General features: G+C 58.4%; 29 protein-coding genes. 17 read left to right on the top strand and 12 right to left on the bottom strand.

Annotated elements, in window-relative coordinates; all coding sequences use genetic code 11:
• Positions 1-63: 63 nt before the first annotated feature.
• A complete protein-coding gene (locus ACYQ6M_RS10955; RefSeq protein ID WP_077290147.1) occupies positions 64-831 on the bottom strand; it encodes a sulfite exporter TauE/SafE family protein in 768 nt (255 codons plus the stop codon).
• 37 nt (positions 832-868) lie between these two features.
• Positions 869-1,675, bottom strand: a complete 807-nt coding sequence (locus tag ACYQ6M_RS10950; RefSeq protein ID WP_460073775.1) for a substrate-binding periplasmic protein — start codon at positions 1,673-1,675, stop codon at positions 869-871.
• A 212-nt stretch (positions 1,676-1,887) separates the two neighbouring features.
• Between ACYQ6M_RS10950 and ACYQ6M_RS10945 the strand changes: the two genes are divergently transcribed.
• The gene (locus tag ACYQ6M_RS10945; protein ID WP_460073773.1) at positions 1,888-3,105 is read left to right on the top strand and encodes a winged helix-turn-helix domain-containing protein; all 1,218 of its coding nucleotides are present in this window, start codon (positions 1,888-1,890) and stop codon (positions 3,103-3,105) included.
• 65 nt (positions 3,106-3,170) lie between these two features.
• On the opposite strand, the gene ACYQ6M_RS10940 is transcribed toward ACYQ6M_RS10945, so the two are convergent.
• Entirely contained in the window at positions 3,171-4,577 is a 1,407-nt protein-coding gene (locus tag ACYQ6M_RS10940) for a nicotinate phosphoribosyltransferase (protein WP_460073771.1), read from the bottom strand.
• 56 nt (positions 4,578-4,633) lie between these two features.
• Entirely contained in the window at positions 4,634-5,698 is a 1,065-nt protein-coding gene (locus ACYQ6M_RS10935; protein ID WP_055653537.1) for an NUDIX domain-containing protein, read from the bottom strand.
• 253 nt (positions 5,699-5,951) lie between these two features.
• On the opposite strand from ACYQ6M_RS10935, the gene ACYQ6M_RS10930 reads away from it, so the two are divergent.
• Positions 5,952-6,155: a YgaP-like transmembrane domain gene (locus ACYQ6M_RS10930; protein ID WP_031270681.1), complete on the top strand. Its 204-nt coding sequence runs from the start codon at positions 5,952-5,954 to the stop codon at positions 6,153-6,155.
• A gap of 124 nt (positions 6,156-6,279) precedes the next feature.
• Here the strand turns inward: ACYQ6M_RS10930 and tdh are convergent, their stop codons facing one another.
• From tdh to ACYQ6M_RS10910, 4 genes are all read right to left on the bottom strand, one after another.
• Positions 6,280-7,320 (bottom strand): L-threonine 3-dehydrogenase, encoded by a 1,041-nt coding sequence (gene tdh / locus ACYQ6M_RS10925; protein WP_460073768.1) that lies wholly within the window; start codon positions 7,318-7,320, stop codon positions 6,280-6,282.
• On the bottom strand, positions 7,317-8,504 hold the full coding sequence (locus ACYQ6M_RS10920; RefSeq protein WP_062489104.1) for a glycine C-acetyltransferase: 1,188 nt from the start codon (positions 8,502-8,504) through the stop codon (positions 7,317-7,319). Before ACYQ6M_RS10920 ends, tdh begins: the two co-directional genes overlap by 4 nt.
• A 157-nt stretch (positions 8,505-8,661) precedes the next feature.
• Entirely contained in the window at positions 8,662-9,288 is a 627-nt protein-coding gene (locus tag ACYQ6M_RS10915) for a LysE family translocator (RefSeq protein WP_075281506.1), read from the bottom strand.
• 46 nt (positions 9,289-9,334) lie between these two features.
• Positions 9,335-9,718 carry a RidA family protein gene (locus tag ACYQ6M_RS10910; protein ID WP_460074625.1) on the bottom strand — a complete coding sequence of 128 codons (384 nt, stop codon included), beginning with the start codon at positions 9,716-9,718 and terminating at the stop codon, positions 9,335-9,337.
• A gap of 84 nt (positions 9,719-9,802) precedes the next feature.
• Between ACYQ6M_RS10910 and ACYQ6M_RS10905 the strand changes: the two genes are divergently transcribed.
• A complete protein-coding gene (locus tag ACYQ6M_RS10905; RefSeq protein ID WP_460073765.1) occupies positions 9,803-10,333 on the top strand; it encodes an Lrp/AsnC family transcriptional regulator in 531 nt (176 codons plus the stop codon).
• A 24-nt stretch (positions 10,334-10,357) separates the two neighbouring features.
• Here ACYQ6M_RS10905 and ACYQ6M_RS10900 read toward each other — a convergent pair whose 3' ends face one another.
• Positions 10,358-10,918: a helix-turn-helix domain-containing protein gene (locus ACYQ6M_RS10900; protein WP_023003870.1), complete on the bottom strand. Its 561-nt coding sequence runs from the start codon at positions 10,916-10,918 to the stop codon at positions 10,358-10,360.
• 133 nt (positions 10,919-11,051) lie between these two features.
• Here ACYQ6M_RS10900 and ACYQ6M_RS10895 point away from each other — a divergent pair, with 133 nt between their 5' ends.
• Both ACYQ6M_RS10895 and ACYQ6M_RS10890 read left to right on the top strand, forming a co-directional pair.
• Positions 11,052-11,420, top strand: coding sequence for a hypothetical protein (locus tag ACYQ6M_RS10895; protein ID WP_460073763.1), 369 nt, complete (start codon positions 11,052-11,054; stop codon positions 11,418-11,420).
• Positions 11,421-11,566: 146 nt separating this feature from the next.
• Positions 11,567-13,237 (top strand): formate--tetrahydrofolate ligase, encoded by a 1,671-nt coding sequence (locus ACYQ6M_RS10890; RefSeq protein WP_168693310.1) that lies wholly within the window; start codon positions 11,567-11,569, stop codon positions 13,235-13,237.
• A gap of 185 nt (positions 13,238-13,422) precedes the next feature.
• On the opposite strand, the gene ACYQ6M_RS10885 is transcribed toward ACYQ6M_RS10890, so the two are convergent.
• Positions 13,423-13,935 carry an anthrone oxygenase family protein gene (locus tag ACYQ6M_RS10885; RefSeq protein WP_460073761.1) on the bottom strand — a complete coding sequence of 171 codons (513 nt, stop codon included), beginning with the start codon at positions 13,933-13,935 and terminating at the stop codon, positions 13,423-13,425.
• Between the two features lie 87 nt (positions 13,936-14,022).
• Between ACYQ6M_RS10885 and ACYQ6M_RS10880 the strand changes: the two genes are divergently transcribed.
• From ACYQ6M_RS10880 to ACYQ6M_RS10850, 7 genes are all read left to right on the top strand, one after another.
• On the top strand, positions 14,023-14,640 hold the full coding sequence (locus ACYQ6M_RS10880; RefSeq protein WP_460073759.1) for a TetR/AcrR family transcriptional regulator: 618 nt from the start codon (positions 14,023-14,025) through the stop codon (positions 14,638-14,640).
• Positions 14,641-14,817: 177 nt separating this feature from the next.
• Positions 14,818-15,522, top strand: coding sequence for a corrinoid protein (locus ACYQ6M_RS10875; RefSeq protein ID WP_031270674.1), 705 nt, complete (start codon positions 14,818-14,820; stop codon positions 15,520-15,522).
• 5 nt (positions 15,523-15,527) lie between these two features.
• Positions 15,528-16,196 (top strand): DUF1638 domain-containing protein, encoded by a 669-nt coding sequence (locus ACYQ6M_RS10870; protein ID WP_460073757.1) that lies wholly within the window; start codon positions 15,528-15,530, stop codon positions 16,194-16,196.
• A 113-nt stretch (positions 16,197-16,309) separates the two neighbouring features.
• On the top strand, positions 16,310-16,612 hold the full coding sequence (locus ACYQ6M_RS10865; protein ID WP_031270670.1) for a virulence factor: 303 nt from the start codon (positions 16,310-16,312) through the stop codon (positions 16,610-16,612).
• Positions 16,605-17,498: a methylenetetrahydrofolate reductase gene (locus tag ACYQ6M_RS10860; RefSeq protein ID WP_023003862.1), complete on the top strand. Its 894-nt coding sequence runs from the start codon at positions 16,605-16,607 to the stop codon at positions 17,496-17,498. The genes ACYQ6M_RS10865 and ACYQ6M_RS10860 overlap by 8 nt, the downstream gene beginning before the upstream one ends.
• A complete protein-coding gene (locus tag ACYQ6M_RS10855; protein WP_023003861.1) occupies positions 17,499-18,455 on the top strand; it encodes a methyltetrahydrofolate cobalamin methyltransferase in 957 nt (318 codons plus the stop codon).
• Between the two features lie 280 nt (positions 18,456-18,735).
• The gene (locus tag ACYQ6M_RS10850; protein WP_460073754.1) at positions 18,736-20,772 is read left to right on the top strand and encodes an ASKHA domain-containing protein; all 2,037 of its coding nucleotides are present in this window, start codon (positions 18,736-18,738) and stop codon (positions 20,770-20,772) included.
• 54 nt (positions 20,773-20,826) lie between these two features.
• On the opposite strand, the gene ACYQ6M_RS10845 is transcribed toward ACYQ6M_RS10850, so the two are convergent.
• A complete protein-coding gene (locus ACYQ6M_RS10845) occupies positions 20,827-21,699 on the bottom strand; it encodes a DUF1194 domain-containing protein (protein WP_228148047.1) in 873 nt (290 codons plus the stop codon).
• A gap of 111 nt (positions 21,700-21,810) precedes the next feature.
• Here ACYQ6M_RS10845 and ACYQ6M_RS10840 point away from each other — a divergent pair, with 111 nt between their 5' ends.
• On the top strand, positions 21,811-22,632 hold the full coding sequence (locus ACYQ6M_RS10840) for an enoyl-CoA hydratase (RefSeq protein WP_460073752.1): 822 nt from the start codon (positions 21,811-21,813) through the stop codon (positions 22,630-22,632).
• Between the two features lie 35 nt (positions 22,633-22,667).
• Complete coding sequence (locus ACYQ6M_RS10835; protein ID WP_228866011.1) at positions 22,668-23,102, top strand: DUF3052 domain-containing protein; 435 nt, start codon at positions 22,668-22,670, stop codon at positions 23,100-23,102.
• 42 nt (positions 23,103-23,144) lie between these two features.
• Here ACYQ6M_RS10835 and ACYQ6M_RS10830 read toward each other — a convergent pair whose 3' ends face one another.
• Positions 23,145-24,017 carry an AraC family transcriptional regulator gene (locus ACYQ6M_RS10830; RefSeq protein WP_460073750.1) on the bottom strand — a complete coding sequence of 291 codons (873 nt, stop codon included), beginning with the start codon at positions 24,015-24,017 and terminating at the stop codon, positions 23,145-23,147.
• Between the two features lie 183 nt (positions 24,018-24,200).
• On the opposite strand from ACYQ6M_RS10830, the gene ACYQ6M_RS10825 reads away from it, so the two are divergent.
• The 3 genes from ACYQ6M_RS10825 to ACYQ6M_RS10815 all read left to right on the top strand — a co-directional run bounded on the left by ACYQ6M_RS10825 (position 24,201) and on the right by ACYQ6M_RS10815 (position 25,545).
• Entirely contained in the window at positions 24,201-24,731 is a 531-nt protein-coding gene (locus tag ACYQ6M_RS10825; protein ID WP_055653510.1) for a CoA-binding protein, read from the top strand.
• 104 nt (positions 24,732-24,835) lie between these two features.
• The gene (locus ACYQ6M_RS10820; RefSeq protein WP_460073748.1) at positions 24,836-25,021 is read left to right on the top strand and encodes a hypothetical protein; all 186 of its coding nucleotides are present in this window, start codon (positions 24,836-24,838) and stop codon (positions 25,019-25,021) included.
• 398 nt (positions 25,022-25,419) lie between these two features.
• Positions 25,420-25,545, top strand: coding sequence for a hypothetical protein (locus tag ACYQ6M_RS10815; RefSeq protein WP_023003851.1), 126 nt, complete (start codon positions 25,420-25,422; stop codon positions 25,543-25,545).
• The last annotated feature ends 97 nt before the right edge of the window (positions 25,546-25,642 follow it).

Raw genomic sequence — 25,642 nt, 5'->3', positions numbered from 1 at the left:
AGGCAAGTCCTTGGCTGCGCCCCCAAGCGCCACGATTTCCCGCCATGATTTCTGCCGGAAAAGCTAGAGCAGCCGCCAAAGCCCCAGTGGAATGAGGTAAAGGCCAAGGGCGAGGATGGCTGCCAGCACGAGCCGGCGGAAACCGGCCTCCGACACTTTCTTGCGCGTGTGCTGTCCAAACCAAACGCCGGACAGGGCCGGTACGACCAGCGCAGCAGAGGCCACTGCTTCCTGGCCTCCCATCAGTCCGAAACCGCCAAGTGAAATGCCGAGCGCCGTTGTCGACAGCAGGAACAAGAGACCCATTGCCTGGATAAGTTCGTCTCGCGTAAGCCCCAGCGCCTGCAGATACATGACACCGGGCACCGTGTAGGACCCCGTCAGTCCCGACAGGACACCGTTGACCAGCCCGACGACCACTCCAACCGGGACGACCCGGTTTTCCGGAATATGCAGCACCAGCCCTGCAAGCATCGGCACCGCGTAGGAAACCATCAGTATCCCCAGAAGCAGATCGGCGGCGCCTTCCGGCAACTGGGTGAGGATGAAGGTTCCGGCGGCGAGCATCACCACGGCTGACACCAGAAAGGGCCAGAGACGGGGCAAGAGAACGCGCAGATAACCACCTGACAGGCTTTGCCAGAGGTTGGTCAGGAATGCCGGCCAGAGGATAAGGACCATCGCCTTTTCGACACCGACAAAAACAGTCATCAGGCCAAGCCCGATTGTCGGCAATCCGAAGCCCACAAGCCCTTTGATGAACCCTGCGCTCAGAAACACCAGCACGGCAATCAGTATCAGTCCCGGACCGGCTGCGCCTAAATCCGTCACGCCTTCACCTGTTGCTGCATGGGGTCTCTTGCTTCTTCTATCCGTCGCCCGTGGGCAGAGTGTAGCCTTCGATCAGCTTGTTCAGCTCACCGGATTCACGGCGACGCTGCAGTTCCTCGTCAAAGGACTCCAGCATTCTTATACACGGTGTCGCGCGGGAGAACAGGAAATGAACCGTGTTGACAGCCGCAGACCACGGCAGGACCTCGACCTTTCCTTCGACCCCGGCTTCCTGGATCATCATCTCGCCGTCCCGGCGGGCAATGACCAGATAGTCGGCCTTATCCTCTGCCAGCAGGTACATGTTGGTCTTGAAGTCGTCGAAGGGTTGCCGATCGATGGACAGTTTGGCAGCCGCATAGGTCTCGAATTCTTCGCCAAACGATGCCCCGAACGGTGCAACGCCCCTCAGTCCCGCAAGGTCTTCAAGCGATGCAGGGCGGATATCCAGGCTGGTGCGGACAAAGACACCGACATCTTCGCGCATGACCGGCAGACTGACGCCGAACTTGGCGAGCCTTTCATCAGTCAGATAGGCCCCCGCCAGGACGTCGATCTGCCCATGCTCAAGCAATGTCAAAAGCCGTTTCCACGGCAGATCCGGCCCCATGACCAAAGGCAAATCCAATGCTGAAAAGATTTCAATTGCGAGGTCGGGAAACACACCGTTGAGGCCGACATCGGCTTCCTGGCGCATGGAAATCGGGTACCAGACACTGGAACCGTTCAACTTGACGGAGGAACAGTCATTCGTGTCGGCACGGGCAGCAGAAGACAGCGTCAAAGCCAGGAAAGCAAGACCCGAAACCAGTATTCTCTTTCTCAAATGATTGAAAACACTCATTTTATACCGCTCAAACAAAGCTATGAATGAAGTCAGACAAATCAGTGAAACTTCTTTTGACTAATCGGTCAATCAAAAAAACACGTTTTACGTGTGCATGCGTTGTATTTACGGTTTCATTTTGACAACGGCATCTGTCGCTCTTGCAAAAATTCACAATAAGATCACTGCGGTCATTTTCTTTGAAACCTGGAAGATGCTAGCCTTGCCGCATGAGTGCCTCCCCCCTGCCCCCGCTGCCGAATCGTATTGCTCGGCACCTCTTTCTCGAAAGACACGGCCTTGCATCCGCCCCCAAGGGAACCGGAAAAGGCGATGATCTTGCTGCGGTCATAGACCAGATCGGCTTCGTGCAACTCGACAGCATCAACACTGTCGCCCGCGCGCACCACATGATCCTGGCTGCCCGGCGACCGGCCTACAAGGAAAAGAACCTCAAGCTTCTTGCCGAGCGTGACCGGCATCTGTTCGAGCATTGGACGCACGATGCGTCGGTCATACCGACAGAGTTCTTCCGGCATTGGCGTCTGCGCTTCAGCCGGGACAAGGAAAACCTCATCAACAGGTGGCGCAACTGGCACCAGAACGAGTTCGAACGGAAATTCGACGAGATTCTGAACAGGATCAGCGACCATGGTCCGGTCACGTCGGCATCTGTCGGAGAAGACGAGCAACGCAGCAATGGCGGCTGGTGGGAATGGCACCCCTCGAAGGCAGCACTCGAGTTTCTGTGGCGCACCGGCGAACTGTCGGTTACCGGCCGGAACGGGTTTCAGAAAGTCTACGACCTGACGGAACGGGTCATTCCAGCGCAACACCTCAATGCTGCTCATGACTTTGAAGAAACGACAGAATGGGCAGCTCGCTCCGCGCTCGACAGGCTGGGCTTTGCGACCTCCGGCGAGATTGCTGCCTTCTGGGACCTGATCACGCCACATGAAGCCAAGGACTGGTGCACGGCAGCAAAGGCTGCGGGCACGATTACCGAAATTGAAGTTGAGTGTGTCGATGGATCCTGGCGGAAGGTTTTCGCCTATCCGGAAACGCTGGATACCGTTTCCGAGCTTCCCGAACCGCCTTCGCGGGTGCGGATCCTGTCGCCGTTCGATCCTGCACTTCGCGACCGCAAAAGGGCCGAGCGCCTGTTCGGATTCTACTACCGGATCGAGATCTTCGTGCCTGAGCCGAAACGCCAATACGGCTACTACGTCTTCCCTGTCCTGGAAGGCGACCGTTTGATCGGCCGCATCGACATGAAGGCACTCAGGAGCGAGAACAGGCTTCATGTGCGGGCCTACTGGCCGGAACAAGGCATCAGAGCCTCAAAGGGCCGAGAGGCCAAACTACAGGCGGAGCTGGAACGCACCGCCCGCTTTGCCGGCGTTTCCGACATCACCTACGAACCGGATTGGCAACGGACGGCCCTTTAGCCGTCCGTACCACTGTTTCCAGCGCTGGCCGGTCATCCGGCCAACACCATGGGTCAATCAAGAGGTCAGCTCGCCACCCTTTCCAACAGGTGCTTACGGGCCAGAGCGCGTACCTCTTCGAAAGTCCAGTCCTTCACCAGCACGCCATTGCGGTAGACCTTCTGCAACTGATCGGTTCTGCCGCCAACCGCTTCGAGACGAGCCGCGCTCAGCACTCCGTTTTCCAGGACCGTCGCCTGCCGACCGGCCTTGGAGGCCTTGCCGGGATCGGTCGCCGGGTTCTTGGAGACATCGCGCCAGGTGCCATCAGCGGTTTTCATCGCATTTGCCTTCATGGCAAAGCGCATCGTGTCCCGGTTGACTTGCTGCAACAGTCCCCCGCCCATTCCGACGGCGATGTTGTCGACCGACCAATTGCGACGCACCAGCTCTTCCACCAGTTGCCTGATGGTGTCGAGCTTCATGCCGTCACCCTGAATGACGCGAACCGACGGATGCAACACGCGCGCACCCTTGCTGTTTTCCGAGCCGCCGTAGTGCTGCCAAAGGGTTTCCATAACCTTCAACGGCATTTCGACAGGGTCGCCGGAATCCGGGCGGATGACGACCGTTGCCCCCGATTTCAGCACCTCGTCCTTCAACCGGCCACACCACAGGTTCTCGACAGCATTGCCGAGATCGTAGCTGTCTGAAACGACCGCCACCAGAGCATTGGGACGGCCAAACTGCACCAGCATGTTCCGGTACGCGTCGACTTCCCGCTCACGACCCCAACTCGTCATAGTCGAGTGTTCGGCTGCCGGGATCGAAAAACCCGCCACATCTGCGCCGTACCAGGTCATGGCCGCTTCCAGAGCTTCCATGGTGTCGGTGCCGGCAAAGTTGACCAGATGGGCCATGCCGCCAAGAGCGGCGCTTTCGGCAGAAGATACACCGCGCGCGCCAAAATCGTGCAGCTTGAACGGGATCTGGCTGTCCGGATCGTCGGACGTGTCCAGAAGACCGCGATACAGGATCTCCTTGCACTTGAAAGACAACGTGGCAACCGTCGACGGGTACCAGACCGACCGCAACAAGGCGGTTTCCACCCAGGTCGTCAGCCAGGGCATGCGCTCGTCGGTGTTTTCCACCTGAACAAGCGGCACACCACTCGGTGCCAGTGTTCCTTCCGGCAGCGCCTTGATCTCCAGCGGAAACAGGCCACCGTGATCTGTCAGGATCTGTTCCCAACCTTCCCGGTTGAAGAGAACGCCATGGGCAGCACAGATCCGATCAGCCGCTGCAATGTCCGATGCCGTGATCGGCTTGAGAAGCACGTCCTTCAGGTAGGTTTGCAGCCCGAAGAACAGGACGCTGTCCGAAAACGGATTTGGCCTTGCTTCCAGGTAAGCAGAAATCCTGCGGGCCTCCGGAGGGTATTGCTTGAAATGCGACTGCTTGTAGCTGTCGGTCGCCAGAAGTGGATTTGTCATTGTGAACTCCTCACGTGACAGGTGCGATTGCCTGCGGGCCTCCCCCGCAGGTGCTGTTACAGGTCCGCCATCAGCTGGATGATGGACCAGTGATCTTCGAAGAACTGCTCGGACTTCAGGTCGCCAAGGCGATGCCAATTGGCTGACCTGGCATCGTCACCACCCGTGACTGAAAACAGTTCGCGCCGTTCAGGCAGGCGAAACAGAAACGCGTGGGTGATGATGCGGCCACGCAACGACCGGTCAGGATGGTCGAAGACCCTTGTCTTGGTTCCGTCTATGAAAGACGCCAGCATCGCCGGGGGAATTTCTCCCTTGTGGTCGCTGATGGCGGTTTCTTCCTTCAACTCGCGGATCGCGGCGTCCTTTATGCTTTCACTGGGATCAAGGAAACCGCCGGGCAGAGCCAGCAACCCCTTGCCGGGAGCCTGGCCGCGCTCGACCAGAAGAATGTTTCCGGACTGGATGACGACGGCATCCACCGTCACGAACGGTCCTCTTCCCCATTGCCCGGGATAAGCATCCAGGTATTCGGCCTCTTCCAGAAGTGCACGAAAGGTCTCCGTCAGAACGAAGGCTTCCAGCCACTCCACCACGCCGGCCGACAGAACCGACCGCGATATGACCGGGATGCGCTGGAACAACTGCCTGCGCACGTCTGTCGACGAGAAGGTGCCGTATTGGCTGGCCAACTGCACATTGCCCCATTCGGGAAACAGCTTGAGATAGTAGCTCGTGCGGTCCTTGCCATAGCCTGCAAGCGCGATCTCGATATCCTGCAAGCCATGCAGAACGACACCGCCCTTGTTGTAATCGGCAAGCACGGTTTCATTGACGGCTCGCTGAACCTCGGCGCACCAGGCAGCATCCGAATAGGGATGATCCGAAACAGGCTTCAGGATCAGACGGCCGGTGGTCAGCTCGTGCTTGAACACCTTTGCGAACATTTCTTCGCGTTCGGCGCAAGTGAAGGGATTTCGCGGGGTGCGCGCCTGACCGGAAGACCCGATCAGCACGATCAGCGTATCGACTTGTTCCAGCGCAGATCTGATGACGGCCTCATGGCCGGCATGCAACGGCTGAAAGCGGCCGACAAAAACGCCGTAGTGAAATTTTGACATTCGAGCCTCCCTCGAATTTTTGGAATACAGCCGAACTCCTCGGCTGCATCTCATCTAATACTCATTTTGAGCATTAGCAAGAGATTAATGCTCAAAATGAGTATTATTCTCTTGTCGATCCGGAAATTGCCGCGATACCGCCGGTGAGATCCCTGCTTGGCGATGTGTCCTGCCGGAACCAAGGACCTGTTCAACGCGGTAAAATGGGCGCATAATTTCTCTGTTTCGAATGAATGAAACTTGGGAGAATACGATGACCGTCGAACGCGCCATTCTTCTCGTGGTCGGCCTGCTGATACTTGCGTCGGTATTGCTGGCTGTCTACGTCAATCTCAACTGGCTTTGGCTCACTGGAATTCTCGGCGCCCATCTCGTCCAGGCGTCCTTTACCGGACTTTGCCCGGTGGTGATGGTCCTGAAAAAGCTGGGTTTGCCGCAGAAATCCGGTTTTGCCTGAAAGGATGCAACGCCGCCAGGAAAGAAACGCGCGCGAAAAGATCGCCTTCGATCTGATCGAGAGCGATCTTGCGTCACTTGATTGTTGATGTAGCTGCTGAAGTTCCCTTCGCCATTCAGTCGGCTCAGGTCCAGCTGAGGACTACCTTGCCGGCTTCGCCTGACTTCATGGCAGCAAAACCTTTTTCGAAATCATCGACACCAAACCGGTGCGTGATGACATTGCGCACGTCCAGACCGTTCTGCAGCATGGCAATCATCTTGTACCAGCTCTCGAAAATTTCCCGGCCGTAAACGCCCTTGATCGTGATCGCCTTGAACACGATGCGTGACCAGTCGACGGGCGACTTTCCAGGCGGGATACCAAGCAGTGCAATTCGCCCGCCCATCACGAGGTTCTCGACCATCTGATCGAGCGCTACCTGACTGCCGGACATTTCCAGGCCGACGTCGAAGCCTTCCTTCATGCCGAGTTTCTTCTCGATGCCTTTCAGATCTTCCCGGGCGACATTGACCGGCACCACGTCGGCCACCTTCGTTGCAAGGTCGAGACGCGCCTGATTGATATCGGTGATAACGACATTGCGCGCCCCAACATGACGGGCAACAGCAGCGGCCATGATGCCGATCGGACCAGCTCCGGTGATCAGAACATCCTCTCCAACCAGATCGAAACTGAGTGCGGTATGAACCGCATTGCCGAGCGGATCGAGAATGGCGCCGATCTCATCGTCGATCTCGTCCGGCAAAGGCACAACATTGAAGGCCGGCAAGCGCAGATATTCTGCAAAGGCACCCTGCTCGTTGACGCCTATGCCGCGGGTTTCCGGATCCAGATGAAACTTGCCCGCGCGAGACTGGCGTGAGTGCCGTCCGATCAGGTGCCCCTCGCCTGAGCATCGCTGTCCGATTTCAAGGTCGGTCACGTTCTTGCCGAGTTCGACAATTTCGCCGGCGAATTCGTGACCGGTGATCATCGGCACCGGCACGGTCTTCGACGCCCAGTCGTCCCAGTTCCAGATGTGAATATCCGTGCCGCAAATGCCGGTTTTATGGATCTTGATCAGGACATCGTCCGGACCGATTTCCGGCACCGGCGCGCGGGTCATCCAGAGGCCCTCCTTCGGTTCGGACTTGGACAGCGCCTTCATTTGGTTGCTGGTCATGACAGAACCCCCGTCGCCTTGCCGGCCTTTTCGAAGGCTTCCAGTGCGCGATCCAGATCGGACCGGGTCAAGGCCGCGTTCATCTGCGTGCGAATCCGGGCCTGACCGCGCGGCACCACAGGAAAGAAGAAACCGGAGACATAGACGCCTTCCTCAAACAGCTTTGCCGCCATTTCCTGGGCCAACTTTGCCTCGCCCAGCATCACCGGAATGATGGGATGCTCGCCCGGCAGAAGCGTGAAGCCGAGCGCTTCGAGGCCTGCACGCCAATAGCCGGCATTGTCGAAGAGGTTCTTGCGCAGATCGTCACCCTCTTCCACCAGGCGGATGGCCTCAAGACCGCTCATGACCACTGCCGGTGGCAGAGAGTTGGAGAAGAGGTAGGGCCTTGCCCGCTGGCGCAACAGGTCAATAACCGGCTGAGGCCCGGCAATATATCCGCCGATGCCACCGCCCAGCGCCTTGCCGAGCGTTCCGGTCAGGATGTCGACATCAACCCCGAAATGCGCCGGTGTGCCCTCGCCCTTCGGTCCCATGAAACCGGTCGCGTGGCAATCGTCGACCATCACCACGGCATCATATTGCCTGGCGAGTTCGGTCACCCCCGGCAGGTTGGCCAGATAGCCGTCCATCGAGAAGACACCGTCGGTCGCGATCATGATATGGCGGGCTCCGGCGGCCCGAGCTTCCTTCAGCTTCGCTTCCAGATCCGCCATATCGGAATTGGCGTAGCGATAGCGCTGGGCCTTGCACAGGCGAATACCGTCTATGATCGATGCGTGATTGAGCGCGTCCGATATGATCGCGTCCTCAGGACCGAGCAAAGGCTCGAACAAGCCGCCATTTGCGTCAAAACAGGCAGCGAACAGAATGGAATCGTCCTTGCCGAGAAATTCAGCCAGACGCTGTTCAAGCTGGCGGTGAATGTCCTGCGTTCCGCAAATGAAGCGCACGGAAGCCATGCCGTAACCCTTTGGCTCAAGTGCCTTGCGGGCAGCTTCCTCAAGAGCTGGATGATCGGCCAGACCCAGGTAATTGTTTGCGCAAAGGTTGATAACCTCGCGCCCGCCAACCGTGATCAAACCGCCCTGCGGCGAGGTGATCAACCGCTCGCGTTTGTAGAGCCCTTCGGCCTCGATTTCTTTTAGCGTCTCGGAAATATGCGACAGAAAGGCATCGGACACAGGGCTTCCTCCGGCAAAATGGATATTTCCTCCACTATGCCGGATATTTGTCCGAAATAAAAGATTCGATTTCCGGTATCACGGATTCTTGCAACTGCCCTTCTGTAAGACCCAGGCGATCGCATCAGCCTTTCCGGCCAGGAAATATCCGCAGATACTAACGCATTACAGTGACACCCGCCATTCGAAAACCTGCATAGAGCAAGGCAACCCCGGCGCATTTGTTGACGAGACCTACAACCCAGTTCTTCATCTCACCACGGGTCAGGCGATCCCCCAGAAAGGCATATGCCGTGTAGGATGTCAGGTCGATCAGGAAAGTCGTCATGCCCATGATGAGGATCTGCGGAACAATGGGTGCATTGATGTCGAGAAACTGGGGCAAAATAGCTGCGAAATAGAGCAGTGCCTTCGGATTGGCGAACTCGATCACAAAGCCCTGGGCGAATAACGCCTTCAGGCTGGACTGCCGCCCGGACCGCTTGACGCGGATTGCACCAGCCGGCGTGAAGAGTGCGGTCAGACCCAGCCAGACGAGATATCCTACACCAGCCCATTTGATTACCGAGAACACCAGGTTGGAAGCAATGATCAGTGAGGCAATGCCGGTTGCCGAAAGCGCAAAATAAACGGCATTGGCAGACGCAATACCAAAAACGCCACCAAGTGCCCGACGCCCGCCATTCGCCGCCCCTTGCGACGCAACGGCCACGGCCGCCGCACCGGGAGAGAAAACCACGACAGCTGTCGTGACAAGAAAGATCAGATAGGTCTCGAACTGCATTGCTTTCTCCTGCGCTCGCCAGATTTGCCGAGAACTGCTGCTTCGCCTAAGCGGCCGCGACAATTTCGATTTCGATCATCCACTCGGGTGTCAGCGTTCGAACCACAATGGCCGTGGTCGGGACGCGCCGGGCGCCCAGCGCCTCCAGTCGTGCGGCCTGGTTCTTTTCGGCATGGTCGAGATCTGAAAGATAACTGGTGACGCGGACGATATTGTCGGTCGTCATGTCTGCTTCAGTCAGGATCCGGCGCAGGTTCGCCCAAACCAGATCGAGCTGCTCTTCCAGGCTCTCTGGAGCCCGGCCGATTACATCAAGCCCCATGGTGCCGCTGACGAAGAGCAACCGCCCTGCACCGGTCACTTCCAGGGCATGCACATAATCCGGTGTTGCCGGGTAAATGCCCTTGTCCGGGTTGATTGTCCGCTCCATCAAGTCGAAGATCCTTCTTCCGAAATCTGTTTCGGATATGACTGTTCAGACGAACACGATTCACCGCAACAAGGATCTGGCCGAATGAAATCAAATAAAGAGACCATTCAGAAAAACAGCACCCCCGGCCGCCCCGTGGACGCATTCGACCGAAGAATATTAGGCGAGCTGGTGCGCAATGCCCGGCAGACCTATGCCGAGATCGGGACCAAGGTCGGGCTGTCCGCACCGGCGGTGCATGACCGGGTAAAGCGGATGATCGCGTCCGGAACCATCGCCTCCACCAACGCCGCCATTGATCCCATCTCTGTCGGCAAACCGTTTCTGGCTTTCGTGCATGTGGACGCCAGCGGATGGGGCAAGAGCGAGCGGATGATGAAGCTGCGGGACTTTCCGGAAGTGGAAGAACTCCATTCCGTCACGGGCGACTGTTGTGTCATCCTGAAGGTGCGGACGGCCAATGCCGACGCGATGGAACGCTTCCTTGCACAGGTCTATGCCCTGCCGGGCGTAAGGGCGACCAGAAGTTATGTTGTGCTGACGACGTATCTCGACCGGCCGGTGCAGGCGGAAGTCACGGAAACCTGGCCTGATGTGCCGCTGCCGGCTGCGTGAGGATCAAGAAAGCGCTCGCGGCCTTCAGAACTTAATCACCATCAGGATCGCCCGAGCCGGGCCGCCCACGGCTGCAATGCAATGGGGCACGTCGGCGGCGTAGCGAGCCGTGTCCCCTTTTCCGATAACACCTTTGGCCACACCGGACGTGACTTCAAGCTGGCCGTCTTCGGCTATCAGTTGCTCCCGCGTTCCACGTTCGTGCGGTTTGCTGTCGAGCTTTCCATCTGCCGCGAATATCAGCTCATAGATTTCGAACCGGCCTGTGTCCTGCGGCGGTGACAGGATGCGGATCTTGCAACCGTCTCCCGCCCTGTCGAGCGCCGGGGTCTGATGTTCGTGCACGATCTCGACCCGATCCTCGGCAGCCTCCTCCCCCAGTAGACCTGCAAAGTCGACATTCAGGGCTCTGGTCAGATTGAGCAGGGTCGCGACAGTCGGGTTGGACTCCCCGCGCTCGATCTGGCTGACCATGGAGCGGGAAACGCCGGAGAGCTTTTCAACGGCCTCGAGCGAGAGCCCCTGGGCACGCCGCGCTTTCTTGAGGCGGGCCGGCAAACGGGAGAGAATGTCTGAATCTGTCATTGCGGAACTAAAATCCGTTTCGCCAGATATTGCAATTTACTTTTCCTGTCATCCAACTGTCACAAATCATGTAAGCTTTCCCTCGGCCAGGACCTGAAAACAGGAATGGCCATCGTCTTCGGGGGGGGAACACATGAAAGCGATACCACGTCTTTATTTTGCCACGGCCGCACTCTTTGCCCTGATCGGCATGGCCTGGGGCATCCACATGTCAGCGACCACTGATCACACGCTTGCGCCAGCGCACGGGCATCTCAACCTGATCGGCTTCGTGATGATGGCCGTCTTTGGTGCCTACTACGCCCTGGCACCAATGGCAGCCGCCTCGCGCCTTGCGCTCATCCACTACGGATTGTCGGTTCTCACCGTCATCGTGCTGGTGCCCGGGATCGTATTTGCGATCAACGCCGAAGGGGAAATCATGGCCAAGGCCGGCTCTGTTCTGGCGGTTCTGACCATGCTGGTTTTTCTCGCAACAGTGCTGCGCAACCGCGCCGATTGAGTTGCCGTCGCTTCCGGGGCGCATCCTGTCGCTTTCGGAACATTTGCTGCACCGCCCTCTCCCATAGCGTTCCGGCACAAGTCGGGGCGGTGCAAAACCGCATCCGGAAAACAAGAAATCGGAAACGCTTCGGAGAGAGAGAACCCATGGCCAGCGATATTGAAATTGCCCGTGCAGCCAAGATGAAACCCATTCAGGAGATTGGCACACGGCTGAATATTCCCGAAGACTCTCTCCTGCCCTATGGGCGCACCAAGGCCAAGATTTCCGCCGACTACATTGCCAACCTCAATGGCCGCAAGAACGGCAAGCTGATTCTGGTGACAGCGATCAACCCGACCCCCGCAGGCGAAGGCAAGACGACCACAACGGTCGGTCTTGGCGACGGTCTCAACAGGATCGGCAAGAACGCGATGATCTGCCTGCGCGAACCTTCGCTCGGCCCCTGTTTCGGCATGAAGGGCGGCGCAGCCGGTGGCGGCTATGCGCAGGTCGTCCCGATGGAAGACATCAACCTGCATTTCACCGGCGACTTCCACGCCATCACTTCGGCCCACAACCTGCTCGCCGCCCTGATCGAGAACCACATCTACTGGGGCAATGAACTGGGCATCGACATTCGCCGCGTTGTCTGGCGCCGGGTGATGGACATGAACGATCGCGCACTGCGCTCCATCGTCTGTTCGCTTGGTGGCATTGCCAACGGCTTTCCGCGTGAAGCAGGGTTCGACATCACCGTCGCCTCCGAAATCATGGCCATCCTCTGCCTGGCCACCGATCTCGAAGATCTGCAGAAGCGGCTCGGCGACATCATCGTTGCCTACCGGCGCGACCGCACGGCGATCACCGCGCGCGAACTGGAAGCAGACGGAGCCATGACCGTACTGCTGAAAGAAGCAATGCAGCCGAACCTGGTGCAGACGCTGGAAAACAACCCCGCATTCATTCACGGTGGCCCCTTCGCCAACATCGCACACGGCTGCAACTCCGTGGTTGCCACCCAGACAGCCCTGAAGCTGGCCGACTATGTGGTGACGGAAGCTGGCTTTGGCGCAGATCTCGGTGCGGAGAAGTTCTTCGACATCAAATGCCGCAAGGCAGGCCTCAGCCCGGATGCGGTTGTCATCGTCGCCACCATCAAGGCCTTGAAGATGAATGGCGGCGTTGCCAAGGAAGACCTCGGCAACGAGAACGTCGAGGCCGTGAAAAAAGGCTGCGCCAACCTGGGACGCCACATTGAGAACGTCAAACAGTTCGGTGTTCCGGCAGTTGTGGCCATCAACCACTTCACAGCAGACACGGAAGCGGAAGTTCAGGCCGTGCGGGATTACTGCGCCGAATTCGGCGTTGAAGCGATCCTGGCGACCCATTGGGCCAACGGCTCCGCAGGCACCGAAGAACTTGCCACCCGTGTGGCAGCCCTTGCCGAAAGCGGCGCGGCGCAGTTCGCACCGCTCTACGACGACAGCCTGTCCCTTTTCGAAAAGATCGAAACCATCGCAAAACGGATCTACCGGGCAGACGAAGTTCTGGCAGACAAGTCTGTGCGCGACCAGCTCAAGCGTTGGGAAGCCGACGGGTTCGGTCATCTTCCTGTCTGCATGGCCAAGACCCAGTATTCCTTCACGACCGACCCGCAGCGCCGGGGCGCCCCGACCGGCCACAGCCTGCCGGTCCGTGAAGTCCGCCTGTCGGCAGGGGCCGGTTTCATCGTGGTGATCTGCGGGGAAATCATGACCATGCCCGGCCTGCCGCGCGTGCCGTCAGCCAACCACATCAAACTGGACGAAAAAGGTCAGATCGAAGGTCTGTTCTGATCATTCAGGATCGATGCCGAATACCAGAAAAAGGCGGGTCTCCGAACCTGCCTTTTTTGTGTGGCGTGCGATCCACAGTCTCTCAGCCTGCGGCGGAGTGACATCGCTTCAAACGCTACACAAGATGAACTGAAACGGCATGGATGCCATGGTCGAGCCACGCATGAAGAAAGTTGAGATTTTGGCTAGTCAGCGCGGTGTGGTTTTCGGCCGAGCAGAACGAGCCCGATCGCAGCCAACAACAGGGAAAGGCCCGAGAAGACGGTCCGTGTCTGGTTCCACACCTGCCAAGGCTCGGAATAAGACCGCCAGAGCATTGCCGCATCATTCAGGTTTTCCGGGATCGCTGCCTCAGCAAGCTCGAGGTTCATCGGCACGTTGACCAGGAACGTCAGCATGATGCCGCCCAGCGCATAGACGATTGCTCCACCTACAAAGGCGACCCCGGCTGCGCGCCGGCCAGACAACAGGCTGAAGACCCCGGAAAGAGCAAGAACGAAAGGCGTGCCGAAGAAAGCGGGCGCAAAAACGGCGTTGCGGACAGACGCGTTCATGGCCTGCATGGCTGCTATCGCAATGCGAGCGTCAGTGGCATCCAGGCCCCACATGGTTGAGCAGACCCAGGCATAGAAGAAACCGAAGATGGCCCCGGCAAAAACAAGCGCCAGGAGACCGGTTCCAAGTGCAAGTCGATACATCCCAAACTCCAAAACCGTAATTAAGTGTACGGATTGTAATTTCCGTAACATCGATTACGGTTTTGAGCAAGCGACGGAGAGAACGACATGCGGGCGGAAGCCAGGGAACGACGGAAAGCATCCATAGAAGCGGCGGCGATCGAATTGCTACTGGATCAGGGCTATGACAACCTGTCGATGCTGGCAGTCGCAAAAAAAGCAAAGGCCTCCAACGAAACGCTCTACCGTTGGTATGGAGACAAGACCGGGTTGTTCAGCGCCCTGGTGGATCGCAATGCAGAAAACATTCGCCAGTCACTTCGAGAGTGTATTGAAAACACCCCGTCTCCCACCGAAGCACTGCGGAACTTCGGCCGACGTCTCCTGGGCGTTCTTTCGAACCCGGCCGCAATCGCTCTCAACCGTGCAGCTGCCGCCGACACGACCGGCACGCTTGGAACTGCCCTCGCGCAAAGCGGTCGCGACGCGATCAGGCCGCTCGTAACCGACCTTGTCGCGAAGGTTCAGGGCGACGGACTGCTGACAGGCCTTGAAACGGAAACCGCGGTAGAAATCTATCTATCCCTGCTGATCGGCGATCTTCAAATCCGGCTGGTGACACGCGCCGTGGCTGAATGGTCGGAAAACGACATCGACGCCCGTGCGGAAACCGCCTGGCAGGGCGTGAAGCTTCTTTCGGCAGGCAGCGCCACTGCCTTCTCGTAAGTTTAGACAGCTACAAACATTTCCCGTCACCGTACAAAATTGACATTGAACGGCCTGGCTTGATTTCCCTGTCGCGTAAACGACTAGCCGTGTCGCTTTGGAGATATCGGCGAATCCGGCTTGAGGCATAAGGTTTTGCACTAAGTTGATGGCCGTTGTGCCTGGTTGGAGCTGCCCATGTCTGACGAAGACGATATTGATCTCGCCTCCCTTTCTGACGACGAACTTGTCGAGCAGATGCATGACGACCTCTACGACGGTCTTCAGGAAGAAATCACGGATGCCGTGAACATCCTTCTGGAACGCGGCTGGGTACCTTACGACATCCTGACCAAGGCCCTTGTCGAAGGCATGCGGATCGTCGGCGTCGACTTCCGCGATGGCATCCTGTTCGTTCCCGAAGTGCTGCTTTCCGCCAACGCCATGAAAGCCGGTATGGGCATCCTGCGTCCGCTGCTGGCGGAAACCGGCGCACCGAAGGTTGGCAAGATGGTCATTGGCACCGTGAAGGGCGACATCCACGACATCGGCAAGAACCTTGTCTCGATGATGATGGAAGGCGCCGGCTTTGAAGTGATCGACATCGGCATCAACAACCCTGTCGAAAACTACCTTGCGGCCATTGAAGAGCATCAGCCGGACATTCTCGGCATGTCTGCTCTTCTGACCACCACCATGCCCTACATGAAGGTCGTGATCGACGAAATGAAGGCCAAGGGCATCCGGGACGATTATATCGTGCTCGTTGGCGGTGCACCGCTGAACGAGGAATTCGGCGAAGCCGTCGGTGCTGACGGTTATTGCCGCGACGCGGCCGTTGCTGTGGAAATGGCGAAAGATCTGATCGCTCGCCGCCACAACATGCTGGCCAACAAGGGCTGACGGCAATGTTCAAGGAGGCTGCCGAAATGTTGGTGGGCGAGCCTCTCTTTCCGGTTGAAACGGATGGGAGCGCGGACGACAAGGCCGGCCGCGTTCTTGTTATTGCCTGCGGGGCTCTGGCACGCGAAATCGTTGCCATCCGCGAAAAGAACCGCCTCGATCATCTCGATATCACCTGCCTTCCGGCGAAGCTTCACAACTCGCCGGAAAAGATCCCTGATGAAGTCCGCCGGGCCATCCTCAAGAACGCGGACACCTATTCCGACATTCTGATTGCCTACGGCGATTGCGGAACCGGTGGCCTGCTCGACAAGGTGCTGGAAGAAACCGGCGCGAGACGCATCGATGGCGCGCACTGTTATGCCTTCTTCACGGGGATAGACGAATTCGACCAGATGGAAGACGACCAGCTCGGCACCTTCTACCTGACCGACTTCCTGGCCCGTCACTTCCAGACCATGGTCATCGAACCGCTCGGCCTCGACTGGCACCCGCATTTGCGGGACATGTATTTCGCTCATTACACCCGTGTTCTTTATCTTGCGCAGACCGATGACCCTGCCCTTGAGAATGCGGCGCGGCGCGCGGCGGACCGGCTGGGTCTGCCGTTTGAAATGCGCCGAACCGGGTATGGATTGCTTCAGCCGTTTCTGGACAAGGGCCAGGCGGACTGAGCGTCGCAAAATAGCATCCGGACAAGTCGGTTTTTCACGTGATGATGCCGCTATCAGGCGTCCTGGATCAGCCAGCTTCCGGCAAACATGTTTCTCAGGAGGATAGTCCGAGAATGGCGCAGAAAATCATCGTTTATTGGCGGGACATCCCGGCACAGATCCTGGTGAAACAGGGGCGCAAATCCGCCCGACGGGAACTGCCGGCCATGTTCATGGAAGCCATTGATGCCTGCGCGATGCGGATCGGTGCGAAGGACAGCGACGCCTACATGGCGGAGTGGCGCCGGACAGACCCGGTCTCCGTCACGGACGACCTGGAAACGGAAGCGGACGCAGCCCTGACCGACCTGGTCTCGGCCTATCCGAAAGAGAGACTGAAAACCCTGCTCGCAAATGGAGGCTCGGAACATGACTGATCAGCGCCTGTTGGCCAATGGGCGGCTTCCCGCCTCTACCGAAATGTCTCCCAAGCAGGTGGTCGAAAAGACCGAGCTTCTGGAATTTATTCCGGCGGGCACGCAGGTCTATGTCACGGATCTGGGCAACTGCTCGGAAGACATGATCGTCGATGCCGCCCGCATCCTGCGCGACAACAAGCTGACCGCCGTTCCGCATATGGCGGCCCGCCGGTACGCCAGCCGTGAGGACTTCGAGCGCCGCATCACGCGTCTGACCCAGGAAGCAGGTGCGACCGAGGTTCTGGCTATTGCCGGTGAAGCAGAAAAAGCCGGCCCCCTCACCTCATCCGTCGCCCTTCTGGAGACGGGCCTCTTCGACAAGCTCGGCATCAAGAAGATCGCCGTTGCAGGTCACCCGGAAGGCGCACCGGACATCAAGCCGGACGTCATCAAGAGCTTCCTGCAGCGCAAGCACGAACTTGCCCGCGAAAGCGATGCGGAATTCCGCATTGTCACCCAGTTCGGGTTCGATCCGCACCGCGTCAGCCTGTGGCTGGACGAGCTGCGCGAATGGGGCAACGAATTCCCGGTCCATGTCGGCGTTGCCGGTCCGGCAAAGATGACGACCCTGCTGAAATATGCCGCTTTTGCCGGTGTCGAAAATTCCTTCAACTTCCTGAAGAAGCGCGGCGGTGCCGTCGTCTCCATGCTGTCGGGCTACGATCCTGACACGATGGTCGATCCGCTGGAGACCCGCGTCACCAGCCAGCCGAACACCCAATTGGCCCAGATTCACGCCTATCCCTTCGGCGGTATCCAGAAAACCGCCGAGTGGCTGCACAGCCGCGGGAGCTGGTCTTTTCAAACCTCGTCTTCAATCCTGACTGCCAATGAGAGCGCATAAATGACCCGCACTGTTGTCGCGTCCGCCACCAAGGAAATCGTTATCGGTTTCGATCAGCCGTTCTGTGTGATCGGCGAGCGGATCAACCCGACCGGCCGCAAGAAGCTGGCGGCGGAAATGGCCGAAGGCAACTTCGAAACCGTCAAGGCCGATGCGCTGGCTCAGGTGGCTGCAGGCGCGACCATGCTTGACGTCAACGCAGGCGTGACAGCGGTCAACCCGAACGAGACCGAACCGCCGCTGCTCGTCAAAACTCTTGAGATAGTTCAAGAGCTTGTCGACGTTCCCTTGTCTATCGATTCATCCGTGACCGCCGCCATCGAGGCCGGCCTTGCGGTTGCCAAGGGCCGTCCGCTGGTCAACTCCGTGACCGGTGAAGAAGAGAAGCTGGAAGCGATCCTTCCGCTGATCAAGAAATACAACGTGCCGGTGGTGGCGATCTCGAACGATGAGACCGGTATCTCCGAAGATCCGGACGTTCGTTTCGAAGTCGCCAGGAAGATCGTTCAGCATGCTGCCGACTATGGCATTCCCGCACACGATATTGTCGTGGACCCGCTGGTGATGCCGATCGGCGCCATGGGGACTGCAGGTCAGCAGGTGTTCCGGTTGCTGCGCCGTCTGCGTGAAGAGCTGAAGGTCAACACGACCTGCGGCCTTTCCAACATTTCCTTCGGCCTGCCGCATCGCCACGGCATCAATGCCGGTTTCATTCCGATGGTCATCGGTGCCGGCATGACCTCCGCGATCATGAACCCGTGCCGCCCGCAGGAAATGGAAGCCGTACGTGCGGCGAACGTGCTCAACGGCACTGATCCGAACTGCTCGGAATGGATCATGACCTACCGTGATCACCAGCCTGCCGCTGCAGGTGCGGTTGCAGCACCTGGTGAAGGTGGTGCGTCTGCAGGCGGTCGCCGCCGCGGTGGACGCGCGGCCCGTCGGTCCGCAGGCTGAGCCCAGATTTCATAACACGTTTGCGGTTCTCTCCCCTTCCGCAAACAGGGTGGCTTTTCACCAGTTTCAGGATGGAATCTCCACCCCAATCCCCTCCCTTTAATAGGGAGGGGTTTTGCGTGTCGAGGGGCACGTTTCAAATCGCGGGATCCGCGTCGTTTTCACGATGGCTCCGGCTTTCGCAGGTTCAGATAAAAACTCCCTCCTCCTTGTGAGTGAAGGGTCAAGGGTGGGCTTCGTCCCCGTAGTGTTTCAAAACCGGTAGTGGCAGATCGCAGACATGACCGAGACCGTCAAACAAGCCAAAGTCGTTTTCCAACCCAGTGGGCGCCGTGGAACCTTTCCTGTCGGTACGCCCCTGCTCGATGCTGCCCGCTCGCTCGGTGTCTATGTGGAGTCGGTATGTGGCGGGCGCGGCATTTGCGGGCGCTGCCAGATTTCCATCTCGGAAGGCACTTTCGCGAAGGAAAACCTGACCAGCGTAGCTGAAAACCTGGAAGGGGCCACCGAAGCGGAAACCCGCTACGCGACCTTGCGCAAACTGCCCGCTGACCGGCGCCTTTCCTGTCAGGCAAAAATCCTGGGCGATCTGGTTATCGATGTCCCGACCGATGCCCAGACCAACCGTCAGGTTGTGCGCAAGCGCGCGGAAGCCCGCAACATCGAAGCCGACAGCCCAATCTCGCTGGTATCCGTCTCGATCGCCGAACCGGACATGGAAACGCCGCGCGGCGATATCGACCGCCTGCGTGAGGCGCTGATTGCCGAGACCGGCATCGCCGACCTCACGATCGACCCGGTGCTGCTGCCACGGGTCCAGACAATCCTGCGCAAGGGCAATTGGCAGGTAACTGCGGCAATCCACGAAGACAGAGGCGTGCTGCCGACACTCGTGGCGCTCTGGCCCGGAGAAAAACCCGCCGTCTACGGCCTTGCCGTCGACATTGGCTCCACCACCATTGCAGCCCACCTTTGCAACCTACAGAACGGGCGTACAGTCTCGTCCGCAGGCACCTCCAACCCGCAGATCCGCTTTGGCGAGGATCTGATGTCGCGGGTGTCCTATGTCCAGATGAACCCGTCCAAGCTGCCGGATCTCACAAAGGCCGTGCGCGATGCCATCAACGCGCTGATCGGCAAACTGGTCGGCGATGTCGGCGCAGAGCGCACGGATGTGCTTGATGCGACCTTTGTCGGCAACCCGGTCATGCATCATCTGTTCCTCGGTATCGATCCGGTGGAACTGGGCGGCGCTCCCTTCGCGCTCGCAGCCTCCGACGCCATGGTTTTGAACGCGCGCGATCTGGATCTGGAACTGAACCCGGGTGCACGTGTCTACATGCTGCCCTGCATCGCCGGCCATGTGGGTGCCGATGCAGCTGCTGCAACGCTTGCAGAAAGCCCTTACAAGCTCGACGAGATAACGCTGCTTGTCGATGTCGGTACCAATGCGGAAATCGTGCTGGGTAACCGGAACCGGCTGTTGGCAGCGTCCTCTCCGACCGGCCCTGCGTTCGAAGGCGCCGAAATCTCGTCCGGCCAGCGCGCGGCACCAGGTGCAATCGAGCGCATCCGCATCGACAAGGAAACGCTTGAGCCTCGCTTCAAGGTGATTGGTGTCGACGAATGGTCGGATGAAGAAGGCTTTGCCGAAAAGGTCGACACTGTCGGCGTTACCGGCATTTGCGGCTCCGGCATTATCGAGGCCGTTGCCGAGATGTATCTGGCGGGCCTCATCACGGAAGACGGTGTTATCGACGGCTCGATGGCGGAACGGACATCGCGCGTCAAATCCACCGGCCGGACCTTCTCCTATCTGATTGCTGACGACGGGGTCGAAATATCGATCCTGCAGACGGACATTCGCGCGATCCAGCTCGCCAAGGGTGCGCTTTATGCCGGCGTCAAACTTCTGCAGGACAAGCTCGGCACCTATGATCTGGACCGCATTCGCCTTGCGGGGGCCTTCGGCAGCTACATCGACCCAAAGTACGCGATGATCCTTGGCCTTATTCCCGATTGCCCGCTGGAAGGTGTCTCCGGCGTCGGCAACGCTGCCGGGACAGGCGCCCGGATGGCTTTGCTCAACCGCGGCTACAGGCGCGAAATCGAGCAGACGGTGCGTGATATCGAAAAGATCGAGACAGCTCTGGAACCCAAGTTCCAGGAGCATTTCGTCAATGCAATGGCCTTGCCCAACAAGGTCGATCAGTTCCCCAATCTTCGAGCTGCCGTCGAATTGCCGGTACGCAAGGAGGCTGACGCGGGGTCGGATGCAGCCGGTGGAGAGCGCAGGCGCAGACGCCGCCGAGGCTGACGGTGTCGTTCCTTCGGCTAGCAAGCATGAACGGGCGGCAGATTTGCACTGCCGCTACTGATCCCAGAAATACTGCTCACGCATACGCCGCCAGATCTTTTCTCCCACGAGGCAGTCATATGGCTCTTCGAAGGTGAATTGGGCCGGGATGACTTGTGGCTCGGGCGGCTTGACGCCGCCGATCTCGAGGATCAGCTTGCGACGAACGGCTTCGGGAAACTGTTCCCAGTCGTTCACCGGTATGACGAAGCTGGCGGGCCCGCCGATGACGCAGCGCTGATAATAGACGTCCAGGTCCGGAATGTTGAACTGGAAGCCCATGCCACCAGTAGTCATCAACGGCAATCCATTGATCACCAGACCGGCCTCCACGGCGGCATCGCGTGCCTGGACCACAGGTGCTCCCTGGTTGTTGGGACCATCCCCTGAAATGTCGATCACGCGGCGGTCTGCCTTGAAAGGTGCATCGGCGAGGAGAGCCGAAGCATGCCAGATTGCGCCGGAAATCGAGGTTCGGCGCTGGCCGTAGGTGCTGTCCGCCAGAACCTTGTCGGCGAACTCCTGGGCATCTTCCACGCCCTCGATCACCGACCACCCGACAATTTCGCGCGCATGGCTTTCGTTGGCCCATTCGAACATCATGAGAGCGATCCGGCCGTGAGCCCCGTACCCGATCGCCCGCACCACTTCCGGGCTGGCGATGGCGGCAGCATATCCGCGGCGCTGGATCTGGAGTTCTTCAGGCGACATGGAGCGGGAGACATCGACAGCAAGGACCAGAGCGACATCGACCTGTTCCTGCGCAAGCGCGGGACCGAGAGGTGCCAGCAGCAAGGCGACTGCACCTGCAAGTGAGCGGACTTCGGAAAGCCTCCACATGCCGAAAGGATAACCGAAACCGAAAGAACCGCCAGCGACTTGACGCATCGTCAGATAAACCATCTGTGATCGGCGGCAGCCACCAGCCGATCGGACACTTTCGCCGCCCTGCCCGCGTCGGCTATAACATCGGCAAAGCAAATCTTCAGGGAGCGTTCCATGTCTGAAACCGCCGCACATGACGAGATCCAGAAACCGATGCTCGCAACGCTTCTTCATGAAGGCGTTTACCGGATCGTGATGCAGCGACCGGAGCGGATGAACGCTCTTTCGAGCGAGATGATGACCGCTCTAGCCGGTGAACTTCGGAAGGCGGCCGAGGATCCTGCAGTGCGTGTTGTCCTGCTCGGTGCGGAAGGCAAGGTCTTCTGCGCTGGCCACGACCTGAAGGAACTAACCGCTGCGCGCGGTGAAGCGGATGGTGGCAAGGCCACCTACGAGCGGATCATGCGCCAGTGTTCGGATCTGATGCAGCAGATTGTGCGCCTGCCCAAGCCGGTGATCGCCGTGGTAACAGGTGTTGCGACCGCAGCCGGTTGCCAACTGGTTGCCTCCTGCGACCTTGCCATCGCTACCGACACGGCTACCTTCTGCACGCCAGGCGTCAATATCGGCCTCTTCTGCTCCACACCAATGGTTGCGCTCTCGCGCAATGTTGCACCTAAACAGGCCATGGAGATGCTTCTGACCGGTGAAAGCATCGACGCATCCACCGCGAAGGATTTCGGCCTGATCAACCGCATCGTCCCGCGTGACTACCTGGAGCAGGTCGTCCAGAAATACGCGGAATCGATCGCCTCCAAGTCTGCCAAGACCGTGAAGATCGGCAAGGAAGCCTTTTACCGTCAGCTGGAAATGCCGTTGTCGGAAGCCTATGATTTCGCGGCACAGACCATGGTCGAGAACATGATGGCCCGGGATGCGGAAGAAGGCATCAACGCCTTTCTGCAAAAACGCAAACCAGAATGGACGGACAGCTGATCCGCCCTGCCGTTTGGAGGCAACAAGGATAAGACATGCCTGAAGCCGGTTATTCCGGACGTCCGCTGTCCGCAAAACTGGGGCTGAAACCGGGAATGATCTGCTGGCGTCACCGGATGCCGGAAGACATTTCCGCCTTGCTGCAGACACAGGCCCCTGGCGCGGTCATTCGTGCCGCGCCGGAACCGGGTGTTGAATGCGCTCATGTGTTTGTCACCGAACGGGTTGAGCTGACTGGACTACTGGAAACCTTGCGGGTCCTGCTGGACCCGGACGGCATGATCTGGGTTTCCTGGCCCAAGAAGGCCAGCAAGCTACCGACCGACGTCACCGAAGACACCATCCGCGAGCTTTGCCTGCCGATGGGGCTTGTGGACGTAAAGGTTTGTGCCGTTGACGGCATCTGGTCCGGTTTGAAACTGATGATCCGCAAGGAATTCAGGAAGGAACAGGCGGCAAAACTGGCCTGAGTGGCTACTGTCAACTCACCGTATTACCACTGCGGTTCCATGTCATTTCAGCGGCAGGAAGATATCGGTTTGCGCTTCATGCTCCGGAACATCCGGAAAGAAGCTGAGGCGTTGAACGAACAGCGGAAAGTCCCGCAGCTCCTCGCCACTTCGTGGCAGCCAATCGCGATAAAGGGCGCGGATTGTTTCTTCAGCCAAGTCGAGTGGACCGGAATGCCTGATTACGGCGCAGCGTCCTGCGGGCAACGTTGCGGCTACCACGCCCTCCGCATTCTCTTTGAACTGTCCTGCTACAGCGCAGCAAATGCCGAACCGGTATTCTTCAGGCAGCGCCGTTCTGGGATCGTCAAAGAGTATATTGAAAGTCGCGCTTCTGGAGGGAGGGCTTGCATTTGCCTTGCGCCAGGCAATGAAGCGTCTGACGGATGCAGGCACCTCTTGCGGTGACCCGCGATGCTCAAGCAGGGCGACGGGTGTTTCAGGAAAATCGATGATCCGGACGGCCGAGACATCAAGGTGCTGATCCGACATGAACTGTCCTTTCAAATTCAGCAATGGGTCATAGGTTCTGTGCCAGACAGACCAGTCGGGCGTTGATCGGAAAGCCGAAGGGCTTTGCCCAAAATCTCGTTTGAACGCACGTGAGAAGCTCTCGAGATTTTCGTAGCCCGCATCGTAGGCAATCTCAGTGACCGGCAGCTCCACCCTGAAAGCGAGCTGCTGCCCTGCGCGTTTCAGCTTCAGGAGCCGCCGGTATTCTGCAACTCCGAGGCCAAAGAAGGCCGAGAACTGGCGCTGAAAGTGAAACTTCGAATAGGCGGCCACCCCCGCAAGCGCAGGAACATCAAGCGGACCGTCCAGCGACCGGTCGATCGTTTCCAGCACCTTTTGGAACCGCTTTTTCAACTCACTCATAAAACGCCGCCTTCCGTATGCCTGTTTAGCCTCTCCCGTTTACCGGTGAGCCGTTTATCGCGCCTGACCGTCCCTGCGCAGTTTCACAATTCTTCGAGGCGAACCGGTCTGCGGCAGAAGGCCCCTTGCAGGCAGGTGTCATTTCGCATTGGATAGCGCGACAAATCTGAGGATCTCCATTCCATGAATCACGACACTTATCCGGACGCCTACATCAAGGGTATTCTCGACGAGGTGAAAACCGTCGCCATGATCGGCGCGAGTGCCAACAATGTCCGGCCGTCCTATTTCGTGCTGAAATACCTTTTGTCCAAGGGATACGAGGTCTGGCCCATCAATCCCGGTCAGGCAGGCAAGGAGATCCTGGGACAGAAAGTCTATTCCTCGCTCGACGAATTGCCTGCGGTTCCCGACATGATCGACATCTTTCGCAATTCCGAAGCGGCAGGCGTTATCGTCGACGACGTTATTGCCAGCGGCAAGTTGCCCAAGGTCATCTGGATGCAATTGACCGTGCGCCACGACGAAGCGGCAGCAAGAGCCGAAGCTGCCGGTATCAAGATGGTGATGAACCGCTGCCCCAAGATAGAGTATGGTCGACTGTCAGGTGAAATCGGATGGGCAGGTGTCAACTCGCGTACGCTTTCCTCCAAGCGCCCTGCTCTGAAAGCAGGGTTTCAGCATCGCGGGCTTTCTGGGGAAAAAGACAGCTAATTTTCCCCATTGCATCAGCTTCGCACAATGCTCGCCGGATAGCTCGTTAGTCGAGATACCGCCGTCCGGAAGCCAACCGGATGCCATCAGTAGCGTGAGGCAGCATGACCCAGGACCCGACCCTGTTTACCGCATTTGAATGGGTTCTCATGGCTATGGCAGCTCTGGTTGCCTTGCTGCTGTTCGCATTCGTGCACAAGGCCGAACACGGATCCCCCTTCGCCCACCGTGACGAAACCTGGGCGCGAGAGCCGGCACAATCCGGCGAGCGGGAGCAGAAGGGCGGCTGAACCGAAATCAATGTATACACCCCCACTTCTACCCCTGCGTGTTTCTGCTATACTTCGGGACTTCAGGGATGGGGTTTTGATCTGCGTTCAGGCGAATTTGCGCCTTTGACGACAGATACATGGGGGCAATACTAATGATATTCGCGCTCGCGACTGTCGCGTTCGTCGTCTGTATCGCGGTACTGATTCATCTGCAGAAACCATCTGCAAACGGCCCGCGCGCAACCAGGCGCACGAAAGATGATGCAACCGACAAAAGCTGACAATTTTAAGTTCAATTTATAAGAGCTTTCGCTCAATTTGCTCCGAATGCCGATGAATTTCTTTCCACTTTCTCCATAAGAGATCGTTAACCTTTTGCCTCGCATCCAAGTTTTCGAACCGGGAGGAAGGCCGCTGTGTTTGCAGTCTTCGGAGATACGACATTTCTGGCATGGAGCCTGCCACTGCTGGCGGCGGCACTGCTTTTTGGTGTCTATTTCGGTGTGAAGCTGGAGAACCGGAAGGACCCTTCCGACCAATAGGCAGACATGCCTCACCCTGGCAGGAGGCAAAGGCCACCAATCCTGCCTAACGCTTTGACATACATAATTTCCTTTAGATCACAAAACCGCAAAATCG

The organism is Roseibium sp. ROS1 (assembly GCF_054658215.1).
This window is presented reverse-complemented; position numbering and strand designations above follow the sequence as displayed.